The organism is Nesterenkonia sedimenti (genome assembly GCF_012641515.1).
GTDB lineage: Bacteria > Actinomycetota > Actinomycetes > Actinomycetales > Micrococcaceae > Nesterenkonia > Nesterenkonia sedimenti.
Window position 1 is genome coordinate 179020 of the sequence record NZ_JABAHY010000004.1, and the last position, 22824, is coordinate 201843.

18 protein-coding genes and 2 riboswitches are annotated in these 22824 nt (G+C 63.7%); of the genes, 8 read left to right on the plus strand and 10 right to left on the minus strand.

The features are described 5' to 3' along the window. The first annotated feature begins 136 nt into the window (after nt 1-136). From HGQ17_RS06395 to HGQ17_RS06420, 6 genes are all read left to right on the plus strand, one after another. Complete coding sequence (locus HGQ17_RS06395; RefSeq protein WP_168887128.1) at nt 137-1255, plus strand: alcohol dehydrogenase catalytic domain-containing protein; 1119 nt, start codon at nt 137-139, stop codon at nt 1253-1255. Nucleotides 1256-1257: 2 nt separating this feature from the next. Next, the gene (locus HGQ17_RS06400; RefSeq protein WP_168887129.1) at nt 1258-2652 is read left to right on the plus strand and encodes a solute carrier family 23 protein; all 1395 of its coding nucleotides are present in this window, start codon (nt 1258-1260) and stop codon (nt 2650-2652) included. A 40-nt stretch (nt 2653-2692) separates the two neighbouring features. Then, complete coding sequence (locus tag HGQ17_RS06405; protein ID WP_168887130.1) at nt 2693-3694, plus strand: DUF368 domain-containing protein; 1002 nt, start codon at nt 2693-2695, stop codon at nt 3692-3694. A 15-nt stretch (nt 3695-3709) separates the two neighbouring features. Then, a riboswitch (glycine riboswitch) is annotated at nt 3710-3814 on the plus strand. 4 nt (nt 3815-3818) lie between these two features. Then, a riboswitch (glycine riboswitch) is annotated at nt 3819-3902 on the plus strand. A 47-nt stretch (nt 3903-3949) separates the two neighbouring features. Next, nucleotides 3950-6856, plus strand: coding sequence for an aminomethyl-transferring glycine dehydrogenase (gene gcvP / locus HGQ17_RS06410; protein WP_168887131.1), 2907 nt, complete (start codon nt 3950-3952; stop codon nt 6854-6856). Between the two features lie 83 nt (nt 6857-6939). Further along, on the plus strand, nt 6940-8058 hold the full coding sequence (gene gcvT, locus HGQ17_RS06415; RefSeq protein ID WP_168887132.1) for a glycine cleavage system aminomethyltransferase GcvT: 1119 nt from the start codon (nt 6940-6942) through the stop codon (nt 8056-8058). Between the two features lie 16 nt (nt 8059-8074). Next, nucleotides 8075-9547 (plus strand): L-serine ammonia-lyase, encoded by a 1473-nt coding sequence (locus tag HGQ17_RS06420; RefSeq protein WP_168887133.1) that lies wholly within the window; start codon nt 8075-8077, stop codon nt 9545-9547. Between the two features lie 24 nt (nt 9548-9571). Here the strand turns inward: HGQ17_RS06420 and HGQ17_RS06425 are convergent, their stop codons facing one another. From HGQ17_RS06425 to eat, 5 genes are all read right to left on the minus strand, one after another. Then, a complete protein-coding gene (locus tag HGQ17_RS06425) occupies nt 9572-10378 on the minus strand; it encodes a 3-oxoacyl-ACP reductase (RefSeq protein ID WP_168887134.1) in 807 nt (268 codons plus the stop codon). A gap of 24 nt (nt 10379-10402) precedes the next feature. Continuing rightward, on the minus strand, nt 10403-11767 hold the full coding sequence (locus HGQ17_RS06430; RefSeq protein WP_168887135.1) for an aldehyde dehydrogenase family protein: 1365 nt from the start codon (nt 11765-11767) through the stop codon (nt 10403-10405). Further along, nucleotides 11764-12540 (minus strand): gamma-glutamyl-gamma-aminobutyrate hydrolase family protein, encoded by a 777-nt coding sequence (locus tag HGQ17_RS06435; protein WP_211090481.1) that lies wholly within the window; start codon nt 12538-12540, stop codon nt 11764-11766. Before HGQ17_RS06435 ends, HGQ17_RS06430 begins: the two co-directional genes overlap by 4 nt. After that, nucleotides 12527-13906 (minus strand): glutamine synthetase family protein, encoded by a 1380-nt coding sequence (locus HGQ17_RS06440; protein WP_324615206.1) that lies wholly within the window; start codon nt 13904-13906, stop codon nt 12527-12529. The genes HGQ17_RS06435 and HGQ17_RS06440 overlap by 14 nt, the downstream gene beginning before the upstream one ends. 102 nt (nt 13907-14008) lie before the next feature. Beyond that, nucleotides 14009-15469 carry an ethanolamine permease gene (eat, locus tag HGQ17_RS06445; RefSeq protein WP_229503352.1) on the minus strand — a complete coding sequence of 487 codons (1461 nt, stop codon included), beginning with the start codon at nt 15467-15469 and terminating at the stop codon, nt 14009-14011. A 209-nt stretch (nt 15470-15678) separates the two neighbouring features. On the opposite strand from eat, the gene HGQ17_RS06450 reads away from it, so the two are divergent. Further along, nucleotides 15679-16491, plus strand: coding sequence for a FadR/GntR family transcriptional regulator (locus tag HGQ17_RS06450; RefSeq protein ID WP_168887137.1), 813 nt, complete (start codon nt 15679-15681; stop codon nt 16489-16491). Between the two features lie 133 nt (nt 16492-16624). Here the strand turns inward: HGQ17_RS06450 and HGQ17_RS06455 are convergent, their stop codons facing one another. The 3 genes from HGQ17_RS06455 to HGQ17_RS06465 are packed head-to-tail and all read right to left on the minus strand — an operon-like array spanning nt 16625 to nt 19390. Beyond that, entirely contained in the window at nt 16625-17848 is a 1224-nt protein-coding gene (locus HGQ17_RS06455; protein WP_168887180.1) for an amidohydrolase, read from the minus strand. A gap of 56 nt (nt 17849-17904) precedes the next feature. Further along, a complete protein-coding gene (locus tag HGQ17_RS06460) occupies nt 17905-18621 on the minus strand; it encodes a hypothetical protein (RefSeq protein WP_168887138.1) in 717 nt (238 codons plus the stop codon). A 37-nt stretch (nt 18622-18658) separates the two neighbouring features. Further along, complete coding sequence (locus HGQ17_RS06465) at nt 18659-19390, minus strand: DUF5058 family protein (protein WP_168887139.1); 732 nt, start codon at nt 19388-19390, stop codon at nt 18659-18661. Between the two features lie 143 nt (nt 19391-19533). Between HGQ17_RS06465 and HGQ17_RS06470 the strand changes: the two genes are divergently transcribed. Continuing rightward, nucleotides 19534-20784, plus strand: coding sequence for a M20 family metallo-hydrolase (locus tag HGQ17_RS06470; protein WP_168887140.1), 1251 nt, complete (start codon nt 19534-19536; stop codon nt 20782-20784). Nucleotides 20785-20810: 26 nt separating this feature from the next. Here HGQ17_RS06470 and HGQ17_RS06475 read toward each other — a convergent pair whose 3' ends face one another. Both HGQ17_RS06475 and HGQ17_RS06480 read right to left on the minus strand, forming a co-directional pair. After that, complete coding sequence (locus tag HGQ17_RS06475; protein ID WP_168887141.1) at nt 20811-22049, minus strand: acyl-CoA dehydrogenase family protein; 1239 nt, start codon at nt 22047-22049, stop codon at nt 20811-20813. Between the two features lie 29 nt (nt 22050-22078). Continuing rightward, complete coding sequence (locus HGQ17_RS06480; RefSeq protein ID WP_168887142.1) at nt 22079-22798, minus strand: response regulator; 720 nt, start codon at nt 22796-22798, stop codon at nt 22079-22081. Between the last annotated feature and the right edge of the window lie 26 nt (nt 22799-22824).

The following is a 22824-nucleotide window of genomic DNA, read 5'->3' on the forward strand; positions in this document are numbered from 1 at the left end:
TCATAAAGATAACTATGGTGTCCATAAACATGTCCTCCGCTGGCCTCCACGGGCACAGGGCTGATTCAATCGCTAGGTCTGTCCTGTGACACCTGTCACCGAAGAACCACCTACGCTCATGGAGGGCAACCCAAGAATGAAGATCACCGGTGCCGTGCTGGAGGAAATCGGCCGCGAAGCACCCTATGCCCAGTCCGAACCAATCAGCATCAGCGAACTGGAGCTGGCCGCCCCCGGCGGCACCGAGCTGCTGGTCCGGATGGAGGCAGCAGGGGTATGCCACTCCGATCTCTCCGTGGTCAACGGAGACCGCGCACGCCCAGTGCCGATGCTGCTGGGCCATGAGGCCGCCGGCGTCGTCGAATCTGTAGGCCCCGAGGTCACCGGGATCGAACCCGGACAGCGCGTGGTGATGACCTTCCTGCCCCGCTGCGAGAACTGCGATCACTGCGCCGAGGACGGCCGGCTGCCCTGCAGCGCCGGCAGTGTGGCCAATACTGAAGGCCGCATGCTCGCCGGCGGCCGACGGCTGACCCGAGACGGTGAGGAAGTCCACCACCACCTCGGAGTCTCCGGTTTCGCCGACTACGCGGTGGTCGACCAGGCCAGCGTGGTGCCGGTGGGCTCCGATGTCCCACCTGAGGTTGCCGCAGTTCTGGGCTGCGCCGTCCTGACCGGCGGAGGTGCTCTGCTCAATGCCGCCGAACCCCGCCCTAAGGACACCGTCATGGTCATCGGTCTCGGCGGAGTCGGTATGGCCGCCCTGCTGACCGCAGTCGCCCAGGGCTACCACCGTGTCATCGGTGTGGATATGGCCGAGGACAAACTCACCATGGCCCGTGAATTCGGCGCCGATGAGGTCTACACCCCCGAACAGCTCGAGGCCGAGGGCATCAAAGCCCACCGGGTCGTCGAATGCGCCGGACACCCCAAAGCTTTCGAGACCGCATTCAAAGCCACCGCTGTGGGCGGACGCACGGTGACCATCGGCTTCCCCCACCCCGAGTCCACCTCCGCGATCCCACCGGCCATCATCACCGGTGAGGCCCGCTCCATCATCGGCTCCTACCTGGGCTCATCCGTTCCCAAACGCGATATCCCCCGCTACGAGCAGCTCTGGCGCGAAGGCCGGCTGCCGGTGGACAAACTGATCACCTCGCGGATCGGACTCTCCGAGATCAACCAGGCCATGGATGACCTCGCCGCCGGCCGTGCCGTGCGCCAGATTATCGAATTCGACCACCAGGAGAGCTGAGCATGGCACAGACCACCGACAGCGCCGGCACCGGGGGAGAAGAGGAGCCGAAGGGCCCCCAAACCTCTCCGCATTGGAAACTCGGCCCCTTCCAGGTCCGCCTGCCCTTTGTGCACTACCGCTTCGAATGGGCCGACTACACCCAGGGCCTATTCATGTGTGCGGTGGACCTCGCCGCCATCCCCCTGATGGTCAGCCTGCTGGGCATGCCCTTCGAGGTGGCCCTGGCCGTGATCCTGATCAACGGTCTGCTCTATCTGACCCACCACATGCTGGGCGACCCCGTGGTCCCCGGTTGGATCACCCCGGCCATCCCCCTAGTGATGGCCTACTGTGAGACCTTCCCCGAAGGAGAGGAACGAATACACGCGCTGATCTCCTTCCAGATCCTGCTGGGACTCTTCTCCATCATGCTCGGGGTCACCGGACTAGCCAGACGCGTGGTCAAAGCCATCCCGGCAGCCATCAAAGCCGGTGTGCTCATCGGTGCCGGTATTGCCGCAGTGCAGCGGATCTTCGACGAGGGCGGGGAATTCCACGAGTTCCCGATCACCATCACCATCGCGGTGGGCCTAGCCTTCTTCCTGATGTACTCCAGGGCATTCTCCTCATGGCGCAGCCGCAACCGCTTCGCCATGCAGATCGCCAAACTCGGCGTGCTGCCCTGCATCCTCCTGGCCGTCATCGTCGCGCCCCTGGCCGGGGAAGCCGAATGGTCCGAGGTGGAATGGGGCATCATCCAGCCCGACTTCATCACCCTCTGGCAGGAGTACACCATCTTCGGCCTCGGCCTGCCTCCGCTGGAGATGTTCCTGGCCGCCATCCCCACCGTGCTGGCCACCTATATCGTGGTCTTCGGCGACTCCCTGCAGGCCGACAGCCTCATCAAGGAGGGCAATAAGGCCCGCCCCGATGAGCACATCGAATACGACCCCAACCGGGCCCACATCATCTTCGGCGGACGTAACACCCTCATGGGCGTCATCGGACCTGATGTGGCCATGGCAGGACCGGTCTGGGCCGCCATGCAGGCCGTCGTCGTCGAGCGTTATAAAGAGGGCAAGAAGGCGATGAAGTCCCTCTTCGGCGGGATGGGCTCCTTCCGCTGGGGAACCAACACCGGACTGCTCCTGCTGCCGATTGTGACTCTTGTCGAACCCATCCTCGGGGTGGCCATGGCACTGACTCTGCTCATCCAGGCATTCGTCAGTGTCCGCATCGGCATTATGGAGACCCGCAGCCAGCGCGATCTCGGCATCGCCGGTATCACCGCCGGAACCCTGGCCCTGATGGGTGCGGCCTGGGGCCTCGGCGTCGGCGTGCTGCTGACCCTGATCATCTACGGCCGCCACTTCTTCAAGGGCGAGGATGACGGGACCTTCGCAGCACGGGACTGACGGGACTGTGCACATCTTCACCGAGTATGCTTAGGTCGCTATGAGTGACCAGGGACAGACCCACGACGACGCCGACCGCCCCGGCGAGAACAGCACCGCAGACCAGGCGGAGATCACCGCCGAATACCGCAGCACCTCGCTAGGCGGAAATGTGGTCCGCGGCGGACTCATCGGCGTAGTCGAAACTGTCCCCGGGGTCTCCGGAGGCACCGTCGCCCTGGTCACCGGGATCTACCGGCAGCTGATCGACTCAGCCTCCCATCTGGTCTCAGCGGTACGGGCACTGGTCACCGGCCCCGACCGGGCAGCCAGCTTCCGTGAGCATCTGCGGGCAGTCCAATGGGCTGTGGTCATCCCAGTGATGATCGGTATGCCCATCGGACTGTTCACCGCAGTGCAGTTCATCGGCGACTGGGTGGAGAACCATCCCGAGCTGACCCGCGCAGCCTTCTTTGGCATGGTGGCCGTGTCCATCGCCGTGCCGCTACGGATGGCCACCGAATCCGCCGGTGGCAGGTTGCGGACCAAACACTGGATCAGCGGACTGGCTGCAGCAGTGGTGACCTATGTGCTGGTCTCGCTGCCGCCTGGGCATGTGGAACCGCATTGGTGGATCCTGATCCCGGCGGCCGCCATCGCGGTCTCCGCCCTGCTGCTGCCTGGGCTCTCTGGTTCCTTCCTGCTGCTGACCTTCGGGCTCTATGAGCCCACAATCGAGGCCGCCAGCGACTTCGACCTCGGCTACCTCGGGATCTTCTTCCTGGGACTACTGATCGGTCTGGTTACTATCGTCAAGGGTCTGCAATGGCTGCTGGATCACCACCACACCGCCACGATGATCATCCTGGCCGGAGTGATGCTCGGAGCCCTGCGCACCCTCTGGCCCTGGCAGGACGAGGACCGCGGGCTGCAGGCCCCCGATGAGCTGCTGCCCGGTGCGCTGGGGCTGGCAGCTGCAGGGGCCGTCGTCGTCGGTCTTTTGGTTCTGGTCGATGCCCGGATGGCCCGCAAGCACCAGCTTGATAAGATGCACCACAACTAAACGAATACAGGCCAGAACCCAGATGCGGGAGAGTCCGGCAGCGGCAGACCTCCGCAGCCCGGCGCCGAAGGAGCAAGATTCCCCTTCGAATCTCTCAGGCCCAGGTACCGCATCCGGGTGGCGACTCTGGAAAGCAGACCGGTGCGCCGGTCTCACCCAAGGTGCAAGCCGGGAAATCCCGGTGAATCTCTCAGGTCAGATTACAGAGCAAGGGGTATATGACCGTGAATCACCCCTGCCCGTAAGGTTGGCTGTATGACTGACATCGGATCTTCGCCCCACGCCGGTTCCACTGACTATTCCATCCCCGCCGGATTCCCCACCCGGCATATCGGCCCCACCCAGGATTCGGCAGCCACCATGCTGGACACCCTCGGCTACGACACCCTGGCTGAGCTCGTGGATGCCGCAGTCCCCACCGGTATCCGGCAGGCCGAGGCCCTGGAACTGCCCGCCCCGCTCAGTGAGGCCGAGACTCTGGCCGCACTGCGCAAATACGCCAGTCAGAACCAGCTGAAGACCCAGATGATCGGTCAGGGTTTCTACGGAACCCACACCCCGCAGGTGATCCTGCGCAACGTACTGGAGAACCCCGCCTGGTACACCGCATACACCCCCTACCAGCCGGAGATCTCCCAGGGCCGGCTGGAGGCCCTGCTGAACTTCCAGACCATGGTCTCCGACCTCACCGGACTGGATATCGCCAACGCATCCCTGCTGGATGAGGCCTCCGCGGTGGCCGAGGCCATCCTGCTGATGCGCCGGGCCAATAAGAAACTCGCCGATGCCAAAGTCGTCGTCGACAACGACATCTTCCCCCAGACCCGCGCGGTGATCACCGGCCGGGCCGAGGCAGTGGGCATCCAGCTGGAATTCGCCGACCTCACCCAGGGGCTTCCCGAGGGCGAGATCTGCGGCATCGTGCTCCAGCAGCCGGGCAACTCCGGGGCCCTGGTCGACCACAGCGAGGTCATCGCCGAGGCCAAGGACCGCGGCGCCCTGGTGGCCGTGGCCGCCGATCTGCTGGCCCTGACCCTGATCACCCCACCGGGGGAGCAGGGCGCCGATATCGCGGTGGGCAACTCCCAGCGCTTCGGTGTTCCGCTGTTCTTCGGTGGACCCCACGCCGCCTTCATGGCCGTGCGCTCCGGCCTGCAGCGCCAGCTGCCCGGACGACTGGTGGGCGTCTCCAAGGACGCCGAGGGCCGGCCCGCCTACCGCCTGGCCCTGCAGACCCGTGAACAGCACATCCGCCGTGAGAAGGCCACCTCCAATATCTGCACCGCCCAGGCTCTGCTGGCAGTGGCCGCCTCCATGTACGGGGTCTACCACGGCCCCCAGGGACTGAAGCAGATCGCCGAGAAGGCCCATAACCAGGCCCGCGGCCTCGCCCAGGTGCTGCGCGAGGCAGGCCACCAGCTGGTCACCGACTCCTTCTTCGACACCGTCCAGGTCCGCTACCAGTGGGCGGAGGACGCCGACCGGGTGATCGCCGCCGCAGAGGCCGCCGGGATCAATCTGCGCCGGGTCAACGCCACCACCGTGGGCGTGAGCACCGATGAGACCACCACCTCCCGCGAGATGTACCTGCTGGCCCACGCCTTCGGCCTGGTGGAGAAGCCCAGCGGTGCTGCCGAACTCTACGATGCCGTGGAGGTCGAGGGAGACTACGCCTTCAGCGACTCCCTGATCCGCAGCAGCGAGTACATGAGCCACCCGATCTTCCACGAGGTCCGCTCCGAGACCCAGATGATGCGCTACCTACGCCGCCTGGCCGACCGGGACCTCGCCCTGGACCGGACCATGATCCCGCTGGGCTCCTGCACGATGAAGCTCAACGCCGCCGTGGAGATGGAGGCCATCTCCTGGCCCGAATTCGCCGGGATCCACCCCTACGCCCCAGCCGAGCAGACCGCCGGCTGGCGAGCCCTGGTCGAGGACCTCGAATCCCGGCTGGCCACCATCACCGGCTACTCGGCAGTCTCCATCCAGCCCAATGCCGGATCTCAGGGCGAATACGCCGGACTGCTGGCCATCCGCCAGTACCACCTGGCCAATGGCGACACCGATCGCGATATCTGCCTGATCCCCGCCTCCGCCCACGGCACCAACGCCTCCTCGGCAGTGCTGGCCGGACTTCAGGTGGCGGTAGTGGCCACAGCCGAGGACGGCACAATCGATATGGCCGACCTCGAGGCCAAGATCGAGCAGTACCAGGGCCGGATTGCCGCCATTATGATCACCTACCCCTCCACCCACGGTGTCTACGAATCCGATGTCCGCGAGGTCTGCGGAAAGGTCCACGCCGCCGGTGGTCAGGTCTACATCGACGGCGCCAACCTCAACGCCCTGGTCGGACTGGCCCAGCCGGGTGAATTCGGCGGAGACGTCTCCCACCTGAACCTGCACAAGACCTTCTGCATCCCCCATGGCGGAGGCGGCCCCGGAGTCGGCCCGGTGGCAGTGGCCGAGCACCTGCGCGAGTATCTCCCCGGCGGTATCTCCACCACCGCCGGCAACGCCCCGGTGACCGCCACCCAGTACGGATCAGCCGGTGTGCTGCCGATCAGCTGGGCCTATCTGGCCATGATGGGAGCGGAGGGGCTGACCAGTGCCACCGCCCATGCGCTGCTGAGCGCCAACTACATCTCCAGCCGCCTGGCCGAGCACTTCCCGACCCTCTACACCGGGGAGACCGGGCTGGTGGCCCATGAGTGCATCATCGACCTCCGCGAGCTGACCAAGACCTCCGGAATCACCGCCGAGGATGTCTGCAAACGCCTCATCGACTACGGGTTCCACGCCCCGACCCTGGCCTTCCCGGTGGCCGGAACCCTGATGGTCGAACCCACCGAATCCGAGGACATCGCTGAGATTGAGCGGTTCATCGAGGCGATGATCGCCATCCGTGCCGAGATCCAGCAGGTCATCGACGGTGAGTTCGAGGCCGAGGCCTCCCCGCTGCGCCAGGCACCGCATCCGGCCGCCGTCGTCGCCTCTGATGACTGGGACCGGGCCTACTCCCGCCAGCAGGGTGCTTTCCCCGTCTCGGGACTGCAGCAGGATAAGTACTTCCCGCCGGTGAGCCGGATCGACGGCGCTCACGGCGACCGCAACCTCGTTTGCTCCTGTCCTCCCCCGGAAGCCTTCGAAATCAACTGATCAATTCTGCATAGACCTATTCGAAGTGCATAGAGCTATAGCCATCTGCAGACTCAATAGCTCTATGCAGAACGGAGACCCCGATGACTGAACTGAAGCAGACAGCACTGGCGGCCGAACATGAGGCCCTAGGCGCATCCTTCACCGACTTCGGCGGCTGGAAGATGCCCCTGAAGTACACCTCCGAACTGGAGGAGCATAAAGCGGTGCGCAGCAAGGCCGGTATCTTCGACCTCTCCCATATGGGGGAGGTCCGGGTGGTCGGTGAGGATGCCGCCGTCTTCCTCAACACTGCCCTGGTGGGAAACCTCGCCAAGATCGTGCCCGGTAAGGCGAAGTACTCGCTGATCGTCAACGAGGCCGGCGGCATCCTGGATGATCTGATCACCTACCGAATCGGTGAGCAGGAGTACCTGGTCATCCCCAATGCCGCCAACCGGCACACTGTGGTGGAGGCCCTGCAGCAGCGGACCGAAGGTTTCGACGTCGAAATCTGGGACGAAACTGAGGGGATCAGCCTCATCGCCGTGCAGGGTCCGGCCAGTCAGGCCATCATCTCCTCAGTGGTCCGGGCCACCGAGGTGGAACTGGTCGAGGAGGTCGGCTATTACGCCCACACCACGGTGACCATCGGCGGCCAGGAGATCCTGTTGGCCCGCACCGGCTACACCGGGGAGGACGGATTCGAGCTCTACCTGCCCAATGAGAAGGCCGGTGCCCTCTGGCGTGCCCTGCTGGAGGCCGGTGTCGATTTCGGCCTGACCCCCTGCGGACTGGCCTCCCGGGACTCCCTGCGCCTGGAGGCCGGAATGCCCCTCTACGGCAATGAGCTCAGCACCGGGCGCAAGCCTCAGGAAGCCGGCCTGCCGGTGGTGGCCTTCTCCAAGGAGGAGGACTTCGTGGGCCGCGCAGCCCTGGAAGAGGCCAAGGCCGATGGTCTGGGCAAGACCACCGGTCAGCGACTGGTCGGACTCAAAGCCGCAGGCAAGCGGGCAGCCCGTTCCGGCTACACCATCACCGACGACGCCGGAACACCCGTTGGTGAGATCACCTCGGGTGCTCCCAGCCCCACTCTGGGGCACGCCATCGCCATGGGATACGTGGAGGTGGCCCATTCAGAGCCCGGCACCCAGCTTCAGGTGGATGTCCGCGGCAAACCGATACCTTTTGAGGTAGTGAAGCTGCCGTTCTACCGGCGGTAGGAGAAAGGACCCGGCCATGGCCCTCGGAGTCTTCGACCTGTTCAGTGTGGGAGTGGGCCCGTCATCCTCCCACACAGTAGGACCAATGCGGGCGGCCCGACGGTTCGTCGCCGAACACCTGCTGGGCCTGAATCCGGGAGAGGAGCCAGCCCCGCGGGAGCACCAGGGCAAGGCCGAGGAGGCCGCCCTGGCCAAGGTTCCGGTCATCGATGAGGTCGCCGGAATCCAGGTGGAACTCTTCGGCTCCCTCTCAGCCACCGGAGCAGGACACGGAACCTTCGATGCGATCCTGCTGGGGCTGGAAGGCTGGGCGGCCGAGGAGATCCTGCCCGAGGAGGTCGACGAGCGTAAAGCCGATCTTGAGGCCACCGGAGTGGTCCAGGTGGCCGCGCAGCTGGGTCAGCGCAGGGATATCACCCTGCGAGTCTCGGACTTCATCCAACGGCCCCTGACCCACCTGGAGCGGCACTCCAATGCTATGACCCTGCGTGCCGTAGGCGCCGAGGATGAGCTGCTGGCCGAGGAGACCTACTACTCCGTGGGCGGGGGCTTCGTTCTGGCCGACTCCGAGGACCCCGAGGCGATCGCCACCGGTGAAGTGGAGGTTCCCTATCCCTTCACCACCTCAGCCGAGCTGATGGGCCACTGCCGGGAGACCGGACTCTCGGTCTCCGAGGTGATGCTGGCCAATGAACTCGCCCGTCGGCCTGAGGAAGAAGTTATGGACGGCATCTGGCACCTCTGGGAGGTTATGGAAGCCTGTAAGGACTCCGCCTTGAAGCGGGAGGGGCCGCTGCCCGGAGGACTCAAGGTGCGCCGTCGTGCCCCGGACTGGCATGCCAAAATGTGGCGTGATGACCCCGAACGCTCCCATGCCTACTGGCAGGAATGGGTCAACCTCGTGGCCTTGGCGGTCAATGAGGAGAACGCCTCCGGTGGTCGAGTGGTCACCGCCCCCACCAATGGGGCAGCCGGGATCATCCCCGCCGTCGGGTTCTATGCCACCCACTACGGGCCTGGGGCCAGCTTCGCGGATAAGGAGAACATCCGCCAGATCGTGACGACCTTCCTGCTCACCGCTGCAGCGGTGGGCGTGCTCTATAAGGAACAGGCCTCGATCTCCGGGGCTGAGGTCGGCTGTCAAGGTGAGGTGGGTTCGGCCTCATCAATGGCCGCCGCCGGACTCTGCGAGGTCCTCGGCGGGACACCGGCACAGGTGGAGAACGCTGCCGAGATCGCCATGGAACACAACCTGGGGCTGACCTGCGACCCCATCAGCGGCCTGGTTCAGGTCCCCTGCATCGAACGCAATGCGATCGCTGCGACCAAAGCGGTCAATGCCGCCCGGATGGCGCTGATGGGCGATGGCGAACACCGGGTCTCCCTGGATGAGGTCATCACCACCATGCGGGAGACCGGCAAAGATATGTCCACCAAATACAAGGAAACTGCCCTGGGCGGGCTGGCGGTCAACGTCGTCGAATGCTGAAGCCGCCAACCGGCCCGGACCGGATCACAGGGGAGTGACGTAGGCCCCGGTGATACCGCCGTCGACCACAAAGGCATTGGCGGTCATGAATGAGGAATCGTCACTGGCCAGGAAGGCCACTGCTGCAGCCAGTTCCTCCGGTTCGGCGAAGCGTCCCTTGGGCACATGCACCAGACGCCGCTGGGCCTTCTCCGGCTCCTTCGCGAAGAGTTCCTGCAGCAGGGGAGTGTTCACCGGCCCGGGGCAGAGCGCGTTGACCCGGATGCCCTCCCGGGCGAATTCCACACCCAGTTCCCGGGTCATCGACAGCACCCCGCCCTTGGAGGCTGAGTAGGAGATCTGCGAGGTCGCAGCGCCCATCAGTGCCACAAATGAGGCGGTGTTGATGATGGAGCCGGACTTCGCCGGACGCATATGCTCCAGGGCGTATTTAGAGCAGAGGTAGACCGAGGTGAGGTTGATCTCCTGGACCTTTCGCCAGGTCTCGAGATCGGTCTCGGTGATTGAGGCATCGGCCTCCGGGGAGACCCCGGCGTTGTTGAAGGCGATATCCACCCCGCCGTAGGTCTGCGCGGCAGTATCGAAGAGGTTCTTGACCTGCTGCTCATCGGCAACATCCACGGAGACGAAGCTGCCGCCGACCTCCTCGGCCACCTGCTCACCGGCCTCGGCGTTGAGATCTCCGATGACGATCTTCGCGCCCTCGGAGGCCATTCGGATGGCGGTGGCCTTGCCGATGCCTGAGCTGCCACCGGTGATCACGGCGACTTTGCCGGCCAGGCGATTGGATTCCAGCCGGGCCGGGGCGATGTTCTGCGGTTTTTCCGACATGAGTGTCCTTTCGTGGGACCCGGATCAGCCCCGGGTTGCGTAGAAAACGGTCTTGGTCTCGGTGAATGCCTCGGCGGCATCGGGACCCAGTTCCCGGCCCAGGCCGGACTGTTTGAACCCGCCGAAGGGAGCGGAGTAACGCACTGAGGAATGCGAGTTCACCGCGAGATTGCCTGCCTGAACCTTCCGGGAGACCCGCAGCGCGCGGTCCATATTGTCGGTCCAGATGGACCCTGAGAGCCCGTATTCGGTGTCATTGGCAATCCTGATGGCCTCCTCCTCGGTGCTGAAGGGCACCACCGAGACCACCGGTCCGAAGATCTCCTCGGTGAAATCCGGAGTTGTGGTGGCACCGGGAGTCAGCACGGTCGGCGGGAACCAGAAGCCGGGGCCCTCAGGGGTGGTGCCGCGGAAGGCAAGCTGCCCGCCCTCGACATACCGGGCCACCGAATCGCGGTGCTCGGCGGTGATCAGCGGGCCCATCTCGTTCTGCGACTGGGCGGGGTCACCGACCCGGAAGGCCTTGACCGCCTGCTCGAAGTGGCCCATGAACTCCTCGTAGACGTTTTGCTGAACCAGCAGACGCGACCGGGAGCAGCAGTCCTGACCGGAGTTGTCGAAGACACCGCCTGGGGCAGCAGCTGCCGCCTCGGCGAGGTCGGCGTCGTCGAAGATGATGTTGGAGTTCTTCCCGCCCAGTTCCAAGGTGACCTGCTTGACCTGATCAGCGCAGCCGGCCATGATCTGCTTGCCCACCTCGGTGGATCCGGTGAAGACCACTTTGCGTACCCCCGGGTGAGTCACGAACCGGTTGCCCACCACCGAACCCTTACCGGGCAGCACGGTCACCACACCCTCGGGCAGACCGGCCTCCAGGGCCAGTTCACCCAGGCGGATTGCGGTCAGCGGGGTGACCTCGGCGGGTTTGATCACTACCGTGTTCCCAGCGGCCAGGGCCGGGGCCATACCCCAGCCGGTGATCGGCATGGGGAAGTTCCAGGGGACAATGATTCCGACGACGCCCACCGGCTCCTGATAGGTGATGTTGATCCCGCCCTCGACCGGGATCTGCCGACCGAAGAGCCGCTCGGGAGCTGCCGCGTAGTAGCGCAGCACATCCCGAACATTGCCGGCCTCGCCGCGGGCACTGCCGATAGTGTGACCGGCGTTCTTGACCTCCAGCTGGGCCAGATTCTCCAAATCCGCGTCCACTGCATCGGCGAAGCGGTGCAGCAGCCGGGCGCGGTCAGCGGGGCTTACCTCACGCCAGGTCTCGAAGGCCTGCTGCGCTTTGGCGATGGCGGCATCAGCTGCAGCCTCATCGGCCAGCTCGACCCTCTGGATGACTTCTTCAGTTGCGGGATTGATGACCTCGTGAAACTCGCTCATGCTCGGCCGCTCCTTTCTCGGTGCTGATGGGCTGCCTCGGTAAAGCCGCGAAACAGCCTGAGATCTTCGATTCTGCGCTCGGGGTGCCACTGCACTGCCAGCATCCAGCCCGGGAACTGGGACTGAGCCTCATCGGTGAGCTCCAGGGCCTGGATGACACCGTCGTCACTGCGGGCAGTGACCTTGAGGCCCGCACCGATACGGTCAACGGCCTGGTGGTGATAGACCGAAACCTCGGGGCGCTGACCCAAGAGGGAGGCCACCCGGCTGCCGGGGTCGGTGGTCACTGGGATCCGGCCGAACTCACCGGGTGCCGGCTGGTAGGTCTTGGAGTCGACCACCTCGGGAAGATGCTGGATGAGGCTTCCTCCGCGCAGCACATTGAGCACCTGCAAGCCCCGGCAGATCGCAAACAGTGGCAGACCGTGATGCAGAGCCGCCTGGGTCAGGGCGAAATCATGGTCATCGCGGTGTGACTGTGGCTGGGTGAGCGGATGTGCTTCGGCCCCATACCGCTGAGCGTCGACATCGGAGCCGCCTGCGATGATCAGCCCATCGAGGTCCTCGACGATCGAGACATCGGTGCCGGCCGGGGGCAGCATCAGCGGAGTGCCGCCGGCGGCGATGATGCAGTTGATATAGGTGTCCGAGAGCAGGGCCGCTGATTCCTGCCAGACTCCCCATTGGGCCGGCTGGAGGTAGGTGGTAATACCGATCCGGGGGCGGGCCGCTTTCTCAGTGGGGCCGATGCCGATGAGATCAGAGCCGTTCAAATCCGCGCTTCCTCTCCCAGTCGGTCACCGTCTGGTTGAAGGCCTCCAACTCGATCCACGCGGCGTTGACGTAGTGGTCGACCACCTCATCACCGAAGGCTGTCCGGGCGAACTCTGAGCCATCCAGCAGTTCGCTGGCCTCAGCGAGGGTGGTGGGCAGCTGCTGGACCTCAGCATCGTATGCACTTCCGGACACCGGTGGTGGGCATTCCAGTTTGTTCTCAATCCCGTGCAGGCCTCCGGCGATCAGTGCGGCGGTGGCCAGATAGGGGTTGAGGTCAGCGCCCCCGACCCTGATCTCAGTGCGCAGACTGGAACCATGCCCGACCACGCGGACGGCACAGGAACGGTTGTCGAAACCCCAGGCGATGGCGGTGGGGGCGAAGCTGCCCTTGGCGAAACGTTTATAGGAGTTGATATTCGGTGCCAGGAAATAGGTCAGATCAGGCATCGTGGCCAAGAGCCCGGCGATGAACTGCTCCATGATCTCGGAGAAGCCGTGCTCGCCATCGCCGACCATAGCGGGTTTGCCCTCGGCGTCATTGAGGCTGAGGTGGATATGGCAGGAGTTGCCCTCCAGCTGGTTGTACTTGGCCATAAAGGTGATCGCCTGGTCCTCCTGGGCGGCGATTGCCTTGGCTCCGTATTTGAAGATCGAGTGGTTATCGCAGGTTGCCAGAGCCTCCCGGTAGCGGAAGGTCAGCTCATGCTGGCCGGGGTTGCACTCACCTTTGATGCCCTCCACGTAGAAGCCCGCCCCGGCCATTGAATTGCGGATCTTGCGCATCAGCGGTTCCACCCGGGTCGAGCCCAGCAGTGAATAGTCCACGTTGTACCGGTTGCTGGGCTCCAGGTTCTGGTAGCCGAGGTCGAAGGCCTCCTCATAGCTGGTGTTGAAGGTGATGAACTCCAGCTCAGTGCCGATGAATGCCTCCAGCCCCTGATCGGAGAGCCGGTTCATCTGTCGCTTGAGGATCTGCCGCGGAGACTGAACCACTGGCGAACCATCGGTCCAGAGCACATCGCAGACCACTAGGGCAGTGGCCGGAAGCCAGGGGATCCGGCGCAGGGTGGAGATATCGGGGCTGAAGACCATATCCCCGTAGCCGGTCTCCCAGGAGCTCATGGAGTAGCCCTCCACGGTGTTCATCTCCACATCTACGGCCAGGAGGTAGTTGCAGCCTTCAGCGCCGTGGCTCAGCGCCTCATTGACGAAGAACTCCGCGCCCAGCAGCTTGCCCTGGAGCCGGCCCTGAACATCGGTGATGGCCACGATGACAGTGTCGATCTCTCCCTCTGTGGTCAGTCTGCGCAGCTCGTCGAGACTCAGCATGCCCCGGGTGGTCGGATCAGTGGGAGAGGTCATAGGTGTAATCCTCGGCTAAAGGTATTTTTTTAGGCCAAATGCACTGTCAATGTAATTCAGCTCTCAGGGCCCGGTCAAGGCAACCTCGTGGTGGCCCCAGCCTCAGTTGAGTTCAGACTCCGCTTTGGTCAGGGCATCGAACTCCTCCTCTGGGGCCTGAGCCACCAGCCGATGCCGGGAGTAGAACCAGAAATAGGCGATGGCCAGCAGGAAGATGATCGCGGTGATACCGGCGGCCAGGACGTCGACGAAGAATGTCGCGATCACGGCGACCGTGGCAAGCACCAGGGCAATGCCGGTGGTGACCCGACCACCAGGGGTACGGTAGCCGCGCTCCAGTTCAGGTTCCCGAATCCTGAGCATAATGTGGGAGAGATTCAGCAGGACATAGGAGACCGTGGCCCCGAAGACCGCGATATTGATCAGCAGCCCGCCATCCTTCAGCCAGGCTGCCAGTCCGAAGCCGATGGTGCCAGGGATCAGCAGGGCCAGATATGGGGTCTTGCGCCGACTGGTCAGTGACAGGGCGGTGGGGAGATAGCCGGCCCGGGAGAGCGCGAAGAGCTGCCGGGAGTAGGCGAAGACGATGGAGAAGAAGCTGGCCACCAGACCGAAGAGGCCCGCCCAGTTGACGAAGGTGGCCAGGCCCGAATTCTGACCATAGATATGCCGCAGTGCCTCAGGCAGCGGATTATCCGAGGTTCCCATCGCTTCTGCCCCTGCGGTGCCTGGGACCAGGACGAGTACGCAGGCGCCGAAGAAAAGCAGGATCACGATGGCGGTGATGATTCCCCGTGGCATATCCCGTTTGGGGTTGGCTGATTCCTCAGCGGCCAGCGGCACGCCTTCGACGGCCAGGAAGAACCAGATGCCGAAGACCAGCGCGGCCAATGCTCCCGAGATGCCCAGAGGGAGGAACTCCGAGGAGCCCAGGGCCTCAATGGGGGCGATATCGAAGAGGTTGGCGGCGTCGAAATGTGGCACTGTGCCCACTACAAAGGCTAAAAGGGCGATGACGGCTACTGCAGTGATCACGAACATCACCTTCAATGCCTCGCCGACACCCCATAAGTGCAGGCCGACGAAGATGGCATAGCAGACCAGGTAGACCACCCAGATCGGGATATCCTCTGGCAGTCCCAGGGCGCGAACATAGCCTCCGATGAAGGTCACAATGGCTGCCGGGGCCACCGCATACTCGATGAGGATGGCCATACCGGTGGCAAAACCGCCCAGTGGTCCCAGCGCTCGGCGGGCGAATCCGTATCCTGCACCGGCCGTGGGCAGGGTGGAGGAGAGCTCGGCCAGGCCCAGGACCATGCAGGTGTACATCAGGCCCATCAGGAGGAAGGCGATGAGCAGTCCGCCCCATCCGCCCTCGGCCAATCCGAGGTTCCATCCGGAGAAGTCCCCGGAGATCACATATGCCACTCCGAGTCCGGCGAGCAGTACCCAGCCTGCGGCACCTTTCTTGAGCTGGCGGGCTGCGAGGTAATTGGAGCCGACATCGGTGTATTCGATGTTCGTGCTGGTGGCCTGTTTCTGACTGAGGGCTTTCCGCAAAGCCATGAGATTACCGCCGTTGCATCACGGTCCCAGCGCTGGTCGCTGCACTGTACAGGCGGCCAGGAGGTGCGGGGCCTGGTTCGAACCACAGGAGCCACTTCAAAGGTGTATTTCTGGTCCAATGGCTGGCTCAAATGTAATCTGCGCCTCACCGGGGGTCAAGAGTTTTGGTGGGAGAAATCTGGTCTTCGCGCTATGTTGAGGGCATGGCAACCTCAGCAGGCCCCCCGGTATCGGTAGGCCCCCTCCTGGGCCCGGTGCGTTCGGGCAATGCATTCGAAGAGACGATGGCGCGGATGCTGCAGCTGATTCGGCTGGGGTCCATACCGGTGGGTGAGCGGCTGCCCAGCGAGCGGGAGTTGGCCGAGCAGCTCGGGGTCTCTCGCAGCACCCTGCGCCAGGCCATCGCAGAACTGCAGAGTGCCGGCTATCTGGAAGTTCGGCGGGGACGCTATGGCGGCACCTTCGTCCGCAATCCAGAACCCAATCCAGTCCAGGAACAGAGCCGGGAGCCCGCACCACGGCCTGATCCGGAAGACCTCGAGGACGCACTGGAGTTCCGGGCCGTTGTCGAAATTGCTGCAGCCGAACGTGCCGCGGCTGCAGAGCTCACCCAGCGTCAGATCCACGCTCTGCAGGAGACTGTGGCCCAGAGCGCGGAGGCTGATCACTATTCCTATCGCCGCCTGGATTCGCGACTGCATCTGCTCATCGCGGAGTTCTCCGGGGTGCCCAGTCTGCTGCGCGCGGTGGCCGATGTACGCACCCGGATCAATGATCTGCTGGACATGATTCCACTGCTGCAGGTGAATCTGGACCACAGCGAGGATCAGCACAGGGTGCTGGTCTCAGCAATCATCGACGGCGATGTCCAGAGGGCAAAGGAGATCGCCGCCGAGCATATTGCAGGCACTGAAAGCCTGCTGCGCGGCTTCCTCGGCGAAGCGTCTACCGAAGCGCAGAAAGGTACCAAGACACACCAGGCGACCGAGAACAGAGAGGACGCTGATGCCGGATAACGGGCAACAGCACACCATCGGCGGGCCCTTCCGGTGACTGGAGAACTTGGCAAGGCTTATCTTGAGGCTCTGGCCGGCCACCTCGCTGAGTACTTCTCAGCATCAGCGAGGATGGCCGGCTGAACATCTCAGCTCAACTGCGCCCGAGCCAGGCCAGAAGGGTGCTGACTGCCGCATCAGTGGCGGCGGTCAGGGTCGGTTCGATCACTGGGGCGAAATAGGGCGAGTGGTTCACCGGGCCCTCGGGGTCGCCGTCGGGGGTTCCGCCGAAGAACCAGAACACACTGGGCACGCCGATGGCTGAGCCCAGGAGCCCGAAATCTTCTGAGCCCATCCGAGGCTTGGACTCGGCAACATTCTGCGCGCCCACAGCCTTCTGCAGTGCGGGAAGCACCCGGTCCACGGCGGTCTCATCGTTGTAGTTGAGCGGGAAATGGTAGAGCCGCTCCATCTGGGGCTGTTCCAGCCCGGCAGCAGCTGCCTCCGCATTGATGATCCGCTCCACTGCGTTGAGCACGGTGCTGCGGACGTCTTCATCCAGGGACCGGATGTTGAGACTGAACTCGGCAGTCTCGGGGATGATGTTCTCCTTCAGCCCGGCGTGGAAAGTCCCAACGGTCACCACTGCCGAATCCAAGGGGGAGAGCTCCCGGGAGACCACAGACTGCAGCCGGGTCACCATGGCCGCAGCAGCCACAATGGGGTCTTTGCCGTTCTGCGGCTGGGAGCCGTGGGTCTGCCGACCAGTGACGGTGACCCTGAAGGAATCAGCCATCGCCATAGCTGGGCCGGCCGAGATATCCACAGTGCCGGCCTTGCCGGGGGAGACATGCTGACCCAGGACCACCTCCGGCCGCGGTGCCTTATCCCAGATGCCGTCCTCGATCATGGCGGCAGCACCTGCGGCAGTCTCCTCACCGGGCTGGAAGATCAGCACCAGGGTTCCAGACCATGTCTCACGATTGCGCAGCAGCACCTGGGCAGCCCCGAGCAGACCGGTGATATGGCTGTCGTGACCGCAGCCGTGCATCACCGGGACATCGGTGCCATCAGGCAGCGTCCCGGTGGCTTCGGAGGAATACTCCAAGCCGGTGGCTTCCTCGATGGGAAGGGCATCGGTATCGGCCCGGAAGGCGACGACGGGGCCATCGCCGTTTTCGACAATCCCGACCACTCCGGTGCCGCCACAGCGGAAGCTGGAGATCCCCAGGGCGGTCAGCTCGCGCTCAATCCGCTCGGCAGTGCGGTGTTCCTGCATGGAGAGTTCCGGGTTCTGATGGAACTCCTTGTAGAGGGTGTGCAGATGCTGGCGCTCCTGCTCGGTCAGCTGCCGTTCGGCTGTCAGTTCAGTGGTCAAGGTCATGGCACCTTTCGATGACTCGATTCGGATAGTTCACCAGGTATAGCTCCAGGTTATGCCCCGGCAGTCGGCTTCCTGGCCTCACCGTTGGTTCCGCGGAGGAACCAGGAGGCCAGGATCGTCACCAGCACGGCCAGGGCGATGTTGAATGCTCCCAAGGCAGGGAAGATCGGCAGGATGACGAACAGCACCAGCAGCGAGGAGAGGATCGCGAAGATCGTGGGCCGGATCTGCTTCACTGTGGCCGCGGCCTGAACGAAGACGGCCCCCAGAATGGCCGGCAGGATATAGGTCTGGGCCACCTCAGTGATCTCCTCGGGAACCTGCCGCAGCACCCAAGTGCCCAGGATTCCGACAAAGAGCAGCAGTGAGGTCACATGGACGATGGCGGCACCGCAGATGGCCATCACTGAGACCAGATCACCCTGGCGGCTGCCTGGCTTGACCCCCACCCGGCTCTGCGCCACCACTGCGGCGGGAACCAGCTTATTGGCGATATTGCCGATCATGAAGGCCTGGTACATAGCCGCCTGCCCCAGGACCGGGAAGAAGCTGACCGGTTCCACCACCGCGAGGATGAGATAGACCGCAGCCACGGCGAGATAGGCGGTGAGCACCATTGTGAAGCTGATATCGAAATCGGTCATCCAGATCAGGCCCAGTGGGGCGATCCAAGAGACCAGCAGGGTCGCCGCCATGGTGATGCGGCCCCACCGGGCAGTGGTCTTCTCGAAACCGTTCATTGCGGTATCGGCAGTCTGTGTCGTCATAGAAAACTCTCCGAACGGATTATCAATCGAGTCGAGATCAGGCCAACGCTGAGTGGTGGTGAAGGAAATAGGCAACGGTCAGGGAGAGGAAGATCGCCAGTCCCAGGGCCCACTCCTTGAGCCAGGACATTCCCTTGAACCGGGAGAGATAGAGCATCACCGCGAGGGACAGCCCCGAGATGAGGACTGTTATGGCGTGGATCGAGGACTCCGGCAGCTGATCGATGGAGAGAACGGCAAAGACACCCAGGAGTGCAGCACCTGGTACCAGCCGCATCACCTCCGGATTCACCCGTTCCATTTTGCTGCCGCCTCTTTTGAGAATTGGCGTCATAATGAGGGTGGAAATCAGCCACATTCCGCCAGAAATACACATTGCGGCGAAGGCCACCACAAAGACTTCCTGGGTCCATGCCGAACCGCCCAGGCTGGCATCCATCGTTTCAGCCGCAACAGTTGCGGAGGTGGTCTCAGTTGCTGCGGAGCCGACCAGGCCGATGCGCATCAGAACGGCAGGGGTTGCGAAGACCGTCAGCAGGGCAACCGCCACCAGCAGGACCGCCAGGGAGGGGCCGATGGAGGCAATCGCGCCTGATCGGAACGCTGTGGTAAGAGTCTTCTTATCCATCCCGATATCGCGACCGGCAGTCTTTGCCGCCCGCATATAGATCACTGACTGAATCGTGATAATGAGATAAACAGCCAAGGCGCAAGCCCATAAGAAAGGGTTTTGAGCCAAAGCCCAGATATCAGTGGACTGAGCATCCATATACGGTCAACCTTCCGCGATGTGGCAAAGTTATCGATTTGTCCCTGGGCAGTTAACGAGATCAATCTACAAGCCGGGCGTTAAATGAATGTTACGGGTCCTGCGGCATAATCGGAACAGCCCCGACCAGAAGAAAGGCCACCATGACTGTTACCCCATACCTGGACCGCGTGGAATCCGAGCTCAAGGAACTGGCTGACATGGTCGATGCTGACCAGCCGGGCTGGACGCGGCAGGCGATGACCGAGACCGATCTCGCTGGGCGTCAGTGGGCGCTGAAGAGAATGCGCGAGGTCGGCCTCGATGCCCATATCGATGAGGCAGGCAATGTCATTGGTGTGCTCAAGGGCCGCCGCGGGGGCCGTCAGCTGATGACCGGGTCCCATACCGATACGGTCGAAGCCGGTGGGCGTTTCGACGGAATGATCGGCGTCGTCGGTGCTTTGGAGGCAGTGCGGCTGCTGAAGGAGACCGGCCAGCAGCTGGACCATGACCTGGTTGTGGTGGACTTTTTCAATGAGGAGCCCAATCGATTCGGGCTCAGCTGCGTAGGCTCCCGGGCGATGACCGGAACACTGAACCCGCAGGCTTTCGGTGTCACCGACGAGACCGGGACCAGCTTTGCCCAGAGCCTGCAGATCGCTGGGATCGAGGCAGAAGCCATGCACCGCAGCCGGTGGGACTTCTCCCGCACAGATGCCTTCGTGGAGCTGCACATCGAACAGGGGCCCCGCTTGGAGGAGATGGGCACCGAGATCGGAATGGTCACCAGTATCACCGGAGTCTCCCGATTCAGGGCACTGTTCACCGGGCGGCGTGACCACGCCGGAACCACCGGAATGGAGGCACGGGTGGACGCCGGCTGCGCAGCTGCCGGCACCGTGCTCGCAGTCGAACGCATCGCTGAGCAGGGCAACTCCGAGCTGCCCGGCAGCAAAGGGACCTCCGGGGGAGTGCGGTTCACGCCTGAGGCGATCAATGTGGTCACCGAGCTGGCCGAGATTCGCGGAGAGTTCCGCAGTCCCCAGGGCAGCTGGCTGCGCGAGGCCGAGGAGCAGCTGAGCTCAGCCGCGGCTCAGGAGGCCGCCCGCAGGGGCGTCGACGTCGAAGTCGCCTGGCTGCCAACCCAGGATCCGCGGCCGATGAATGACCAGGTAGTCGCCCACTGCCGTGATGCCGTGGACCAGCTGGGGCTCAGCCGCGCCGAGCTTTTCAGCGGGGCCGAGCACGATGCCGCAGTTATCGCCGACCACGTGCCCACCGCCATGCTCTTTGTGCCCTCACATAAGGGGCGCAGCCACTGCCCGGAGGAATGGACAGACCTCGGCGATATCCAGAAGGGAATCGCCGCTCTGACCGAATCCCTGATCCGGCTCGACCGGGTCGGCAGTTAGCCAGCTGGCCCCCAGCCGCAGAGTGCTCAGGCGAAGGCGGAGAAGCCGGTGAGGTCGCGTCCGATGATCAGCGACTGCACCGATTCGGTGCCCTCATAGGTATGGATGGCCTCGATATCGGCCATATGGCGGGAGACCTTATTATTCAGCAGGATCCCGTTACCGCCGAGCATGTCTCGGGCTACATGGGCGATCTGCCGAGCCTTCCGGGTGTTGTGATACTTCGCCATCGAAGCCTGCGGACCGGAGAGCCTGCCGGCGGCGTCGAGCTCGGTGACATGCCGGACATGCAGCTGCATGCTCGTCAGCTCTGAGACCATCCAGGTCAGCCGCTCCTGGACCAGCTGGTGGGCGCCGATCTGCTTGGAGAACTGTTTGCGCTGCTTTGCATAGCTCAGAGCAGCCTCCACACAGGCGGCGGCATGGCCCACTGCGGACCAGGCCACACCCAGGCGGGTGGCGAACAGCACGGTGGATGCGTCCTTGAAGGAGCGGGAGCCGGGCAGCACGGCATCGGCGGGAAGCTCTACATTGTCGTACTGGATCAACGCCTGGTGGATCGCGCGCAGGGAGCCCTTATGTTCGATCACCTCAGCCTTATAGCCCGGGGTCTCCTGCGGAACCAGGAAACAGCGGACCTTGCCGTCGAACTCTCCGCCGACCACCCGGGCCCAGGTGAAGGTCAGTCCACCGGAGGCCCCATTGCCGATCCATTTCTTCGCGCCGTTGAGCACATAACTGCCGGTCTGCTCATCACCGGTGAGCTCCGCGGTGGTCTCCAGAGACACGGAATCAGAACCATGTGTGGGCTCAGTCAGGGCGAAGGAGCCCAGGGTTTTTCCGGAGGCGACATCATTGAGGTGCTCGGCCTTCTGCTCATTCGATCCGAAGAGCGCCAGAGTCCGCAGCGCCAGCCCACCCTGGACGGCCAGTGCTGTACCCAGGGAGCCGTCGATGCGAGAGGTTTCCATATTCACCAGGCCGGCGGCCATCGGGGAGAGGTTCTCCAGTCCGGCGGAGGAGACATCCACGCCGTCAGTGAACAGTCCCAGTTTCCCGGCCTCACGGATGAGATCTACCGGGTACTCCGCCTTCTCCCAGGCCTCGACCATGCGGTCCTCGAGCCCGGAGCCGAACTCCCGGGCCCGCTTCCACCACTTCTGATCCTCCTCGGGGAGGTCAGCGAAAACCCCGTAGTAATCCAGATCGAGGGGAGTGGCGACGTCGTACTGCGGGTCAGTCACAGGATCAGGCGCTTGTGTCATGCGACACATGTTACCCGATAGTCACTAACTCAGGAATTCAGTGAAGGATGCACAATCCCCAGCTCGGTGGCACGGATCAGCAGCTGGACCCGGTCGCGGACCTCCAGTCGCTGCATCAGCCGGCCCATATAGACCTTCACTGTGGCCTCCGAGACCGACATCTGATCGGCGATCTCCGCATTGGAACAGCCCTTTGCCAGCAGGCGCAGTCCCTCCGCCTCCCGGGCCGGAACATGTGGAGCTTCGGGGAAGCGCTTCAGGGCTGATGCCACCTGGGCCGGGTCATTCTTGACCGAAACCATCAGCTGGTGGGCCACAGCGGGGGAGAAGGGTGCCAGGCCCTCGTTGACTTTGCGGACGGCATCGATGATCTGCTCGGGCTCGGCATCCTTGACGATATATCCGCCGGCGCCGGCGCGCAGGGCCGGAATCACAAAACCCTCAGTGGAGAAGGTGGTCACTGCCAGAACCGCCGTACCGGAGAACTTCTCGCGAATACTGCGGGTGGCCTCAATCCCGTCCATCGCCGGCATATGCAGATCCATAATGACCACATTGGGGCGCAGCTGTTCGCACATCTGCACCGCAGACTCACCATTGCGGGCCTCGCCCACGCAGCTCAACCCCGGGGATGAGTCGACATAGGTGCGCAGGGCGGTTGACATCACTGGGTGGTCATCGACAATGAGCACCTGTACCGTACCGTCCTCTGCGCCCTCAATGTCAGCGCGCGGGTCCTCAATGGTCATGGAGTAATCCTAGGCCCCCTACCCGG